We start from the raw sequence: 13,055 nt of genomic DNA on the forward strand, positions 1-13,055 counted from the left end.
ACATTTCAACATCCGTTATAGATTCATCGAACTACTAACCCCTATTTTAATCATGAAGCTTTTATTTCCAATGAAAAATTTAATCAGAAGTCTTATTCTTTTTGCTTTGTTTTCTGCTTGCAGCAGTGAGGATACTGTTCTTGTTTCTTATGAAAATCCGGAGCTCGAGCTAAACGTACCTTTTGGGTTTCCAGACTTTAATAATTCGGTTTATACCAACAAACCTACTAAGTATGGTGTGGCATTGGGAGAAAAGTTATTTCATGATACTAAACTTAGTACCGATAACAGTATTTCCTGTGCGAGTTGTCACATTCAGGAAAATGCTTTTGCCGATCACAATGCCAAAGGGATTGGTATTGAAGGTCGCATCGGACTCCGAAATACACCACCCGTGCAAAATATGGCTTTTATGAAGGTATTTAATTGGGATGGTAACATACGTGTGTTAGAAAACCAACCCCTAGTGCCTATTATCACTCATTTTGAAATGGATTCTTCCATTTTAGAAGTGATGGGCAAGCTTGAAGAAGACCCTGAATATATTGAATTATTCAACAAAGCATTTAATGGCGAAGGCATCACCGCTGATGGTATTTACAAGAGTATCGCACAATTTGAATACACGCTAATATCGGCCAATAGTAAGTATGATCAAGTCATTCGAGAAGCAGGTGGGACCTTTACGGAAACTGAAGCTTTGGGTTATCAAGTGTTTCAGGATAAATGTATAAGTTGTCACAGTTCAGAATTATTTACAGACCAAAGTTTTAGAAATATAGGCTTTCCGTTAAATCCAGACCATGAAGAAGCCGGACGTGCTCGTGTTACCGGTTTGGCTGAAGATTTTATGCGTTTTCGAGTGCCCTCATTACGGAATATTGCCCATACCGCACCTTATGGTAGCTTCGGACAATTTGAAACCTTAAGAGCTGTTCTTGATTATTTTGATAATGGTGTTTTAGATGTTGAAAATCTGGATCCAATTTTAAAGGAAAACAACAACCGCATTCCGCTTTCTGAAGCTGAAAAAGATCAGTTGATTGCCTTTATGCAGACCTTAAGTGATTCCGAATTTATTGGAAAATAATAAATTGGAATAAAACTTTAATTTTAGCCTAATAATAGCATTAGGCTCGGCGATCAATAACCATTAAAGGTTTTCTACTCATTTTTGGGAATTGAATCTTTTGAATTTCCTTCCTATCACAAAATTCTATCTTCGGAAGTACTCTTAATTTAGCTCTAAAATGATCTTTGATACGTCGTAAAAACAAATCAGTTGGATTGGTAGTGGCAATTTTAAGCAGAATTTCATCAGTACCAATGCTGTTATGTGAAATCTCAATGATATACGATTCAATCTCGTTAAAATCATTCAGTATGTTATGCATGGCTGGCGGATACAAAGTGGTACCCTTATACTTTATCATTTGTTTCTTTCTGCCTATTACGGGGCCTAAACGTGTGGTATTTCTACCACAGGAACAAGGGTCATGGTGCGCTTTTACAATGTCACCGGTTTTAAATCGCAGTAAAGGCATGCCTTCAACTCCTAAAGTTGTAATCGTTAGTTCACCAGATTCGTTGGGAGCTACAGGCTGATTGTTTTCATCTAGAATTTCAATGATAATTAATTCTGGATGGTGATGGCCACCCTGTTGGGCTTCACATTCGGTAAACGCCGTGTTCATTTCTGTAGAAGCGTAGGTAGAAAACAAATTGATATCCCATTTTTCTTTAATCTTTTTAGATAAAATATTTAATGAAAAATCTTGTTCACGAAGGGATTCGCCAATGCAAATAGCTCCTTTTACAGATGAAGCATTTAAATCGATGCCCTGTTTTTCAGCGTGTTCTATAAGTTTCAGTAAAAAAGAAGGTACGGCAATGATGTAAGTGGGTTTGAATTTTTTAATAGAATCCCATTGCAATTCCGGAATGCCGTTTCCGACTCTAATAATACCAGCACCCAGTTCACGAGCGCCCAAAAAATATGCCAGTCCTGCCATAAAACGACGGTCTATGGTGGTCATTAGCTGAATCACATCCTCTTGTTTTACGCCAGCGCAGGCAAAAGAAATGGCCTCATTGTGTGCTAAACGTTTTAAATCATTATCGGTTAAAGCAAAGGTTACGGGCTCGCCTAAGGTTCCAGAAGTCGTTACATAATCAATAATTTTGTGTCGTGGCACGCAAATAAAGTCGTCGTTAAACTGTTGTAAATCTTCTTTTGTTGTCGTTGGAATGCTCGCTAAATCCTCTAAGGTTTTTAACTGGTTGATGTCTATGTTCTCAGTTTCAAAAAGCCGTTTATAGAATGCAGAATGTGTACTTAAATAATTAAGTAGGGTTTGTAACTGCCCTTCTTGAAATGCTTTTATTTCGGCTGAAGATGCTTTTTCTATATCTGGAATCATAAACGTAATTTTCTTTTTAATTTTTTAATATAGTCTTCTACATTTTCACGGTCTGGAACCGTAGTAATTTCTTTGGTTTGGGCCAATTCAAAGGCTTCTAGCGCAGCTGTATAATAACCGTTGTTGTATTGGTACAAACCTACTAAATAATAAGCTTCCCAATATTCAGGATTTGTTAATTTTATTTGTTGGAGTACCTTATCGTCAAGTGCTGTTTTGTTGTTTATGGCTGAAGTGACCTGAGTTCTAAGTTGACGGTAGTTTTGGTAATTTTTATAAGTTTCGGTGTACTGAAACGGATCTTTTTCAATGGTTAGCTCTTGCTTTGAAAAACCGGTTTGCTGCGGGTTATCAAACACCTCGTTTAAATTATAGGCCACAAACTCTCCCAGTTGATAAGGGTTTGAAGACACCCAAACTAAGCGCTGCTCAGGTTTAAACACCACGGCGTGATGCGCCAAGAGCTGGTTCAAGGCTTTTTCATTGCCATAACCTATAGTTTTGTTGTTTAAACCTTCTTTGTTTCTTAATATGTCAACCGCAATTTGGGGCGTGATTTTGCTGTGTGCCTTCAGAAGCTCCTCCATACGCTCATAGCGGTACATGGAATGGCTTTCTTCAATATGTTTTTGGTTGTTTTTGTCTTCCGCGTAAGCGTCACTTTGAAAGTGATTGGAGCAAATTAACTGATTGGCATTCTCCACCTCATAAACCCCGAAATTATCTGGAGAGACTTCAATAATCACGGCTTTATTGTCTTTAGCACTGCCTACAAAAATAGATTCTGAAACAAAGACTTCACGTTTCTTAGCAATGTTAATGGCTTCTTCAATATTTGTGGCATATTGTAAAATCTCACGATTGACAATAGATATTGGTGTTTTTGCAATTAAAGGTACTTTTGATTTTCCGGCGTTAATGGTCACGGTTAAGCCGTGTTCGTTCATCCCTGAAACTACGCCAATCATCCCTGCCCAGGCCACCGACATAAACTTGTAACCTGATGTTGGACTTACAAAACTCACAATTTTATCTTTTGCGAAATCATCACCAGCGTAAAAATCAAAATTCCTACCAATAATTAACTGACCGTCTGCTGATTTATCACCCCAGGCTGCAAATGAGGAGCAGCCCACTAAAGCGAGGTCTTGTAATGCATGGCCAATGTCATGAGCACTATGAAAGTACAAGCCCCTTAGGTATGCATTGTCAAAAGCCGTAACATCAGTTATGGCATATTGTGACAAGCCGTAAATTTCTGTTTTAAATTCGTTGGGTACATGGAGATACATTTTACGGTTGTACCAGGATAAAAAGTGGCGTAAAAATTTTTGACTGCTTTTTGATGGCACTAAATCTTCAATTTTAGAAATGAAATAGCGCTCTTGATTTTGGAATAATTCTTCTGTAAGACTGCCTGTGATTAAGCCTCGTTCATAAGGGTCGCCTTGTACATAAAGTTCCCATAGGCCTTGCTTGTTTTTGTTAAGCGAACTATTTGCCAACACAAAACTAGAATCATTGGTTTTAGTACGTTGCGGAATGGAATCGTTGTACTGACTAATGTCAGGCACATGATTTAAGGAGTTGGACACGCCACAAGAAGTGATGAGAAGTAAAATAGCACCGTAAACAAGGGCTTTGAAGGTTGTTTTAGGCATGTTTTTTCATCAATTTTTCGGCTTTTTTAATAGAAAGGCGCTCTTTGTAATCCAACCATTTCTGTCCGTTAAAACGACGCATCCCATTATCAAAATGGCGCATAATAAACACGTTATAGAGCATAGTTAAAAAAGCTTTAGGACGTCTAGGTAATGCTCTGAGTGTCATTGAAAATCCGCCGTCTAAATACTTGATGTAATGCCAGTAACCGCTAGGCATAAAGAGGGCATCACCGTGTTTCATTTCGGCTTGAATCCCTTCGGCATACTGTAATGCTGGGTATTTCTCGAAATCGGGGTTATCCATATCTATTTTTTCTAGGTTATGGATTGAATACGGAATTTGATAAAGGTATTTCGATTGCTCTTGTGAAAACAGAGTCACACTTTTATGGCCATGAAAATGAAAATGCATACTGTCTGGTAAGTCAATATCGTAATGCATAAAGACTTTAGATTCGCCACCACCAAAAAATAAGGCTGGCAAACGTTTAAAGAATTTTAGTCCGATATCTGGGTAACTAAAGTCTTTAAGGAGTTCTGGCATGCTATCTAAAATATTATAAAAGAAAATACGTAAATCTGTAGGTTCTGTTTTTAACAGTTCGATATACTCACGGAGTTTGACTTTTTTTACGGGTTCGTAAACACTCTGTTTTCCAGAAGCTGGTTTATTATTGTATAAAGGCACAATTTGGTCACCCGCACGCTCTTGAATGTAATCGAGGTTCCACTTTTTAAAAGCAGGCCAATCTGCAGTGAGGTTTTCAATTAAAACAGGACGCTGGGGTTTGTAGTAATGCTTAATAAAATCTGCTTTACTAATGTTCTTTACTCTGGTGATCGGCGTTGTATTAAATTGTCCCATAGCACTAACTTAAAGGGTTCTCTTCTATTTTATTTGCTTCTTGTATTTTGTTTAATAAGGGTTCCATACCAACAATTTCTGAACTCGTAAGCACAGCCCCTATTGTAACGCCTAAAATACCATGCATATTTAAACTTTGTCCCGTTAAGAGTAAGTTTTTAATTTTTGTTCGAGGCGAAACAAATGATTTTAAGGGATTGTTGGCATCTTTAACATAACCGTACATGGTACCGTTGTGCGAGCCGATGTAATCACGATAAGATAATGGGGTTGAGGTATACGTTTCTTCAATGCAATCTCTAATATTTGGGAACTTTTTTTCTAGCTCATCAAGGAGTATTTCGGCTTTTTCAGCTTTAAATTGTTCGTAGGTTTGGCCTCTGTCGTTTTTATTAACCACGGTGTTTACGGTGTTTGCCCAAGGCTCGACTTCCTCGTAGCGCATGTAGGTTAAAACCGTTAAGCTATCACCGTAATCAGTTGTTTTTTTATTAATTCCCATAGAAATCATATAACCTTCAGGCCAGCTTTCTTCAGTGTAATTTTGACTATTCCAAACCATGTCGCGCTCCTTAAAATGGTAGAAATTACGATTTTCGTATTTAAAGCTATTGGGTTTTAAAACGATGTACAGACTGAAACCCGCTATCACGGGTTCTATGTTTTTAATTCTATTGGCGTAAACTTTTCTGAATTTATCTTCACCAACCAACTGTATAGTCAGTTTAGGTTCAATGTTAGAAATAAACACATCTCCTTTAATAATGTCGCCTTTTTTGGTGGTGACAGAGGTGATTTTTTTGTCTTCATATCCAAATTTTACGACTTCTTGGTGCTTGTAAGCTTCGCCTTGATGTTCTTTCAAGCGTCTCACTAAGAGTTTAGAAATTTGACTGCCACCGTTAACGCATCGGTAAGCACTTTCAATGTAGGAGTTTATGCTTAGAGCATGTACGTAAAACGGGGTCCGGTTAGGGTCGCCGGCATATAAAAAGTTAGAGCCCACTAATACGGCTCGCAAGGTCTCGTTTGTTGTTATAGAATCTATGAAATCTTTGGCTTTTAAACTGAAAATATCAGAATTTTGATGGTAAGGTTTGCCTAGTTTTAATCCGTATAACGGGAATTTTCCACAAAATTCTTTGAGCTTATCACAGTAGGCCTTTATGGCTTTTTCTTCTTCTGGAAATTGGGCAATGAGTGCTTTGGTAAATTTTTCATAGCCTTGAGCATGTTTGTATTCCTTGGGATCGTCACCAAAAGTCACGATGTCAAAACCATCCTCATCTAATTTTTTCAGCTTTAATTCATCCATGATACCTAGATAATTAAAATACTGATAGAGGTTTTGGCCTTCACTCAAGCCCCCAATGTAATGTACGCCGGTATCAAAAATGGTTTTATCACGAACAAAGGTTTGTAGGTTGCCGCCGTATTGGTTGTTCTTTTCTAAAACACAAACGCTGTAACCTTCTCTGGCCAAAATATTGGCACACACTAAACCGCCTAATCCACTTCCTATAATGACTACATCGTAATGCGATTTCATGTATTAATGCCCTGTTTTGGTTAAGATAATGCTATTTTGGTCTTGATAGCTCAATTGAAAACCATGTTGAAAAATCCAAGTCGAATCAAAATCTCTACTTGCTTTCAATAATACGATATGGTTTACAGTGTTTAGAAACGGTGTTATGGCCGCTTCATGGTTTGTTTGGTTTGTGTTTAAAATTAAAACATTTGCGGGATAATTTAACAATTCGTCTAAAGAATCTACGCAAGTAATGTATCGCGTATTGCTAATACAATTGTGCTTGACAATTGTGCGATACTTTTGGTTTTCAATATAAGAAATGATTTTTCTGTCTACGGCATGTAAGGTTAGTAAAAGATCGAGTTGTCCAGCATCATTAGAGATATGTGCGATACGAGCCTTTTCGCCTAATGTATCTAATATGTTTTGGTAAGTGATTTTATAGGTTTTTAAATCACTACGAACGTCATTATACAAGGCCTGACCTTTATAACGATAATCGTCTAAAAGTGTTTTATGGAAATAGGTTGGCCCTTCTTTTTCTTTTCTCAACTTACTAAATTCACTTCTAAAATAAGCCCCCACATACTTAGCCCGCTGTGAGTAGTTTTTGCCGAAACTGGTATCGTTTGGTGTAATGCGGTCTAAAACCTTTAGGGTGATTTGTCCGTCTCTAATCATGGCTTCCCCTTTTGGGATGATTTCAGAATTACCGTGAATAAGCACCGGAATAATATCTAAATTAAATTGCTCAGCCAAGTAAAAAGCACCTTTATGGAAACGTTTTATTTTATGGGTTGTTGACCGTGTGCCTTCTGGAAAGGCCATTAGCGTATAGCCTTGGTCTACTTTTTTCTTTAAATGGTCCAAGCCGTTATCAATACCATTGGATACAGGATAAAAACCAGCCAGTTGCACGGCTTTTCCGAAAACAGGTGAGTTATATACCCAGTCATTTACGAGGAAAATGATTTTTGGATGCAGCATGCCAATGGCTAAAATGTCTAAAAATGAGCTGTGATTCGCAATGATGATGGCCTGTTTTTTGAAATCTTCTTGAACCGTGTTGATCACTTTTTTTCCGAGGAAAACCTCAGTGTATAATACCGATTTCATGAATTTCGACATCAAGACATGAAAGCCATTCATTTTTGTTTTCTTCGGAAGTGGAATGAGTTTTAAAATGGTCACACTGAATAGTGATAACAAAAGACCTCCTAAGCCAAAATAAGTAAACGATAGGATGGAATACAGAAAAACACGAACAGAAACCGGACGTTTTTTTGAGCTACCAATAAATAATTTAAATAATAAGGGTTGAATAGTAAAGGCCACCAATACGGCAGAAAGAATCCCGATTAAACAAACCAGTGCAATAGAATGCAAGGCTGGATGTTTGGCAAATATTAAAACACCCACCCCAAGAATGGTTGTGATTACCGAAAGTAATATGGATGTTTTGTGTGTGGTTAAAGCCTTTTCCCCAGTACGGTATTCATGTAGTAAACCGTTGGTGATAAAAATGCAGTAATCGATACCTAAACCAAAAATAAAGGTAGAAATGATGATGTTGAAAATATTAAATTGAATATGGAATAGTCCCATAATCCCCATGGTTAATAACCAAGTGAGACAAATAGGTAAACTAGTCACTACAGTGAGCGAAAAGCTTTTGTAAAAAATGAGTAAGAGGATGATAACGACAACTAAGGAATACCCAATAAGCTTGTTAAAATCACTTTTAAGATGGCCTAAAAAGGCTTCGTTCATTTGTTTGCGGTCAATGAGAAGCGTTTGGTCTTGGTCTTTAAAAGTCTTTAAAACAGGGACTTCATCTTTGGTTTTTACTAAGGTTGTGATTGTGGTAAAACCGTTTTTGGTGTTGAGGTAATCGTCAACTGAAATCGATTTTAGAGTTTTATAGTCGTTCGTGCTTAAAGGACTAAAATCTGTTTTTAGTAAATTATAAAAAGTGCTAAAGGTATTGGGTTTAAAACCTAGAGTCTCGCCACTTTCAATGATGTTATTTTTGGTGGTTTCTACAGTTTGGGTGTCCCAGAAAGTTTTCCATTTTGCGATTTGCTGCTTTTGTTGTTTTTCCGAATGGACTAAAGTACTCAGTGAGCTAAAATTGAGAATACTGTTATCGCCTTTTAAGGCTTCAAGTTTTTTGAGAATGACTTCATTATTTTGAAGGGTTTGCTCTTCGGAAGTGCCGTAAGCAGCAATGTAAATAGATTTAGATTTACTGCTAATAAGCGTGTCTAAACGTAATTCGGCGGCTTTTAAATGCTCGGGTTGATAGTTGAGCTGACTGATGTCGTTGTTGAAGGATAAGCTTTTGTAGGTGAATAAACTTCCTATACACAGTAATACCAAGGCGATAATAGCCCATTTTTTTCGATGGAATTCATAGGAAGCAAGCTTATCTAAAAGCGTTATTTTTTTGACTTTCTTATCTGATTCTTTATACACCTGCGGAATAAAAATCAACGCAAAAACTGAAGCCCCCATCACACTAATAGCGGTGAAAAGGCCTAAATCTTGAAGCGCCTGTGATTTTATAAAAAGCAGACATAAAAAGGCCAAAGCCGTAGTTAAACTGCTCATTAAAATGGGCTTTGTAATTTCTTTGTAGAGGCTTTTTACCTCATTATTGTTTCTAAGGTGTGTTAAAATATGTAAAGCATAATCTAAGGTGACCCCAAGTAAAACGGAACCGATACCTAATGAAATGGCTGAAATTTTTTCACGTACTAAAAACAAGATGACTATAGCCAATAAGCCCCCTAAAATGGTAGGAACAAACAGAATGATAGGAATGGTTAATTTACGGTAGAACACCATGAAAATAAGTAGTAAGACCGTTAAGGCAATAGCCACCGTAAGCTGAATGTCCTTTTTTATTTGATTGGCATTGGCTACGGCAATTAAGGTGCCACCGTAGTATTCGCTGGTTGCTTTTCCTTTAAAAGTGGCATTCAATTTGTCTTGCGTGACGTATAAGTTTTCAACAAAACCGGCATTTTCTGAGGTTTCGCTGGCATCTAAAGCTGGTGTGATAAATAATAAGATGTGTGATTTGTCTTTGCTTACCAAAAAACCATTTTCTAAGCTAAACTCTTCACCGTAATTTAAATCTTGCAACCTTTTTAAGGCGATAAAAGATAGCCCTAAAGGGTCTTTTAAAATCACATCTTTGGCTACAATTCCGGAAGGAGAAATTAGGGTTTTGTAGTTATTTAAGGTGCTTTGGTTGATGCTGTCTTTTCTGATTTTATCAGCAATGGTTTTATAGTCCTGGTCTTCTAAAAACAACGGCAGATTGTTATACACAAAATCCATAGTTTGTTGTATGTCTGCTTGGTCTACCTGGCCTTGGATGTCTTTGATGTATGCACTCGAATTTTGAGAAATACTATCTATAAATGCACTGGCATATTGGGTTAAATCATCCACCGAAGCCTCTGGCGATTTGGTGATGTGAACAATGATTTTATCAGTAAAATTAACCTGCTTTAAAACCTTTTGAATTTCTGAGTTTTCAGCAGTACTTGGGATGAGTTTTGTGATGTCTTCTTCAAATTCAATTTTGGAAGCGGTAAAGAGTAAAGCAGAAAAAATGAAAATTAATAAACCAAAACCCAATGCTTTTCTAGCATGAAAGTAAGCGTATATGTTGTAAAACCAATTATGCATTGACTACAGATACTTTTTTCTTTTGAAACACTGAAAAAAGCAAATAACTTAAAGGGCCTACGATTAATGCGGCTATGGTAGCAAGGCTAAAACTACCCACGAGATAGGTTTTAAGGTGTTTTAAAACTTCAACATCTAAGCTGATTTTGTGAAGCTGAAAGGTTTCATTCTGACCCAAAATAAAATTGCCTAGTACAAAACTTATAAAAACAATAAACGGAATAAATGGCGGAATACTAATATTTGAAAATGTAAATGCAATGGCTTTATTTAATTTAAAAATCACTGCTAAAAAAATGGCTAAGGCCGAGTGCAGGCCCCACAAAGGCGTGAGTCCAATGAAAAGTCCCAATGTTAGTGACAATGCTTTTTTTCTAGGCGAGTCGTTATGACTTATAAAATCTTCTATAACGAAGCGCTTAATGCCTTTTTTTTTTAATTTTCTGAAAAGGTTTCTTGGTTTTATATAGAGAAAGGTTAGGATAACAAACCAAGTATTTAAAATGCTAATACGTGTAAAATCTTTAAAGGGTCTGAAGTGCGAAACACGCTCAGTTTCATCGTATAAAATTTGAATCGGAATATTTTTAACTTGAGTGCCTTTCCAAGCGGCTTTTACGATAATTTCAATTTCAAATTCAAACTTTGAAGTGTAGAATTTTAAATCTTTAAGCTGATGAATCGGGTAGAGTCTAAATCCAGACTGCGTGTCTTGCAGTTCAATACCCGTTTCTAGTTTATACCAAAAATTGGAGAATTTATTACCAAAGCTGCTTTTTTTAGGCACGCTTTTTTGGTTCATATTACGGGCGCCAATGAGTAGTAGGTTCTTGTTTTCGGCTTGTTCTAGGCTGTTGATAAACACAGGAATGTCTTCCGGGAAATGCTGACCATCAGAATCTATGGTTATGGTGTAATGATAGCCTAAACGAAGAGCTTCTTTAAATCCAGCGCGTAAGGCTTGACCTTTACCTTTGTTTTGCTCAAAATGAATTTGATGTACTTCAGGGTAATGTTTTAAAATGCTCGAAGTACTATCTGTAGCGCCATCGTTAACCACAATAATGTTGTGAGTCTGTTTTAAAACACCATCAATAACCTGTTGCAATGTTTTTTGGTTATTATACGTGGGTATAATAACGCAACATGACAAGTTGGTTGATGGTTTATGTGTTACGGTCTCCTTCATTGTGGTTAGCATTTGACTTCCTCAAAAAAATCAAATATAATATTATACAAATATACTATTACATTTTAAAGCATTTATGCAAAGTGCTAATTTACTGCTATAATACAGAAAAGCATCTGTAATAACAACAGATGCCCTTTATGTGTTTATCAACTAGGTATGTAAGTATTTGGTTACGAATTGCAACCATAGGTTTTACTATAAATCTAACTTAATTTATTTTCAATAAGGTCGTAAAAATCCTGAAGTGTTTCTACATTTATAAAATCATGACTTACTAGTTTTACTCCAAAATTGGATTCTATAGCCACTACTAAATCAACAAAATCTAAACTATCTAGTTCTAGAGTGTCTTTTAAATTAGCTGTAGGCATTATGTCTTCCGATTCCACTTCAAACTCATCAACAAGAAAGTTGTTTATTTTTTCAATAATAACTTCTTTTTCCATCACTGTTTTACAATTTTTTTATTATTAATGCTGAATTTGTTCCCCCAAATCCGAAGGAATTCGATAAAAATACATCAATTTTTTTATCTAGGGTTTTGCTTACTAAATTTAATTTACTGGCATCTTCGTCAGGATTTTCTAAATTAATATTCGGTGCAACAAAAGAGTTTTGCATCATGAGCATGGAGTAAATCACTTCACTAGCTCCGGCCATCCAACACTCGTGTCCGGTCATGGATTTGGTTGAACTCACATGCGGCCCGTTTTCGCCAAAAACATCAAAAATAGCCTTAGCTTCATTACTATCACCAACGGGTGTAGATGTGGCATGGGCGTTCACATAGTCTATCACTTCTGTAGACATCTGAGCTTGGTCGAGTGCTTTTTTCATCGCTCGTGCTGGTCCGTCTACATTAGGCGTAGAAATATGTTCGCCATTAGAAGAAAAACCATAACCAACAATTTCAGCTAAAATAGGGGCGCCACGTTTCACAGCCGATTCATAGCTTTCAACAACCAGAGTTGCTCCGCCGCCACTAGGCACTAAGCCATCACGGTTTTTGTCGAATGGGCGAGATGCTTTCCCTGGAGAGTCTTCATTTACTGAAAACACACCTAAACCATCAAAACTACCCATGGCGAGTTCGTTTATTTCCTGTGCGCCTCCACAAATAATGCAATCTTGAAGTTCACTTTTTATCAATTGATAAGCCATACCAATAGCATGCGAACCACTGGCACATGCGGCGCTTACCGTAAAATTAATGCCTGTTAATTTAAATATGGTAGAAAGGTTCATGGTAATCGAGGAGTTCATGCCTCTAAAAATAGCTCCTGAACCTACTAAATTGGTGTCTTTTTTTTCGCGAATTAAATCGGCCGACTCTACAATCGATTTTGCCGTACTGTCGTTACCGTATATGATACCTACCTCATTGGCATCGAGATAATCCTGAGTTATTTTAGCGTTTTCTAGGGCTTCCAGGGTTGCTAAATAAGCATAAGCACCTTCTTCGCCTAAGCTAATACGCTGTCTTCTTCCAAGTTGTTTTTTTAGGTCTGGCATATCTACCATACCCGTTAAACAGGAGCGAAAACCGTAAGGCTTTCTTTTGTCATCATAGATAATTCCTGAAGTTCCATTGTATAAGGATTGTTTGACCTCTTCTAGATTTTTACCGATGCAGGAATAAATTCCCATGCCTGTTATAACAACTCTTCTCATTTTAAACGTG

Annotated in this window: 9 protein-coding genes; 1 reads left to right on the forward strand and 8 read right to left on the reverse strand. The window is 36.9% G+C overall.

Going from position 1 to position 13,055, the window contains the following annotated elements:
* Positions 1-70: 70 nt before the first annotated feature.
* Entirely contained in the window at positions 71-1,090 is a 1,020-nt protein-coding gene (locus F6U93_RS14205) for a cytochrome-c peroxidase (RefSeq protein ID WP_150940888.1), read from the forward strand.
* A 40-nt stretch (positions 1,091-1,130) separates the two neighbouring features.
* On the opposite strand, the gene F6U93_RS14210 is transcribed toward F6U93_RS14205, so the two are convergent.
* The 8 genes from F6U93_RS14210 to F6U93_RS14245 all read right to left on the reverse strand — a co-directional run bounded on the left by F6U93_RS14210 (position 1,131) and on the right by F6U93_RS14245 (position 13,045).
* Positions 1,131-2,420 carry a phenylacetate--CoA ligase family protein gene (locus F6U93_RS14210; RefSeq protein ID WP_150940889.1) on the reverse strand — a complete coding sequence of 430 codons (1,290 nt, stop codon included), beginning with the start codon at positions 2,418-2,420 and terminating at the stop codon, positions 1,131-1,133.
* Positions 2,417-4,081, reverse strand: coding sequence for a C45 family autoproteolytic acyltransferase/hydolase (locus F6U93_RS14215; RefSeq protein ID WP_150940890.1), 1,665 nt, complete (start codon positions 4,079-4,081; stop codon positions 2,417-2,419). The genes F6U93_RS14210 and F6U93_RS14215 overlap by 4 nt, the downstream gene beginning before the upstream one ends.
* Positions 4,074-4,949 (reverse strand): cupin-like domain-containing protein, encoded by an 876-nt coding sequence (locus tag F6U93_RS14220; RefSeq protein WP_150940891.1) that lies wholly within the window; start codon positions 4,947-4,949, stop codon positions 4,074-4,076. Before F6U93_RS14220 ends, F6U93_RS14215 begins: the two co-directional genes overlap by 8 nt.
* 4 nt (positions 4,950-4,953) lie before the next feature.
* A complete protein-coding gene (locus tag F6U93_RS14225) occupies positions 4,954-6,498 on the reverse strand; it encodes a phytoene desaturase family protein (protein ID WP_150940892.1) in 1,545 nt (514 codons plus the stop codon).
* 3 nt (positions 6,499-6,501) lie between these two features.
* Positions 6,502-10,182, reverse strand: a complete 3,681-nt coding sequence (locus tag F6U93_RS14230; RefSeq protein WP_150940893.1) for an MMPL family transporter — start codon at positions 10,180-10,182, stop codon at positions 6,502-6,504.
* A complete protein-coding gene (locus tag F6U93_RS14235) occupies positions 10,175-11,371 on the reverse strand; it encodes a DUF2062 domain-containing protein (RefSeq protein WP_150940894.1) in 1,197 nt (398 codons plus the stop codon). The genes F6U93_RS14230 and F6U93_RS14235 overlap by 8 nt, the downstream gene beginning before the upstream one ends.
* Positions 11,372-11,577: 206 nt before the next feature.
* Positions 11,578-11,820 carry an acyl carrier protein gene (locus F6U93_RS14240; protein WP_150940895.1) on the reverse strand — a complete coding sequence of 81 codons (243 nt, stop codon included), beginning with the start codon at positions 11,818-11,820 and terminating at the stop codon, positions 11,578-11,580.
* A gap of 7 nt (positions 11,821-11,827) precedes the next feature.
* Positions 11,828-13,045, reverse strand: coding sequence for a beta-ketoacyl-[acyl-carrier-protein] synthase family protein (locus F6U93_RS14245; protein WP_150940896.1), 1,218 nt, complete (start codon positions 13,043-13,045; stop codon positions 11,828-11,830).
* Positions 13,046-13,055 lie beyond the last annotated feature (10 nt).

The organism is Pseudotamlana haliotis (assembly GCF_008806375.1).
Taxonomy (GTDB): domain Bacteria; phylum Bacteroidota; class Bacteroidia; order Flavobacteriales; family Flavobacteriaceae; genus Pseudotamlana; species Pseudotamlana haliotis.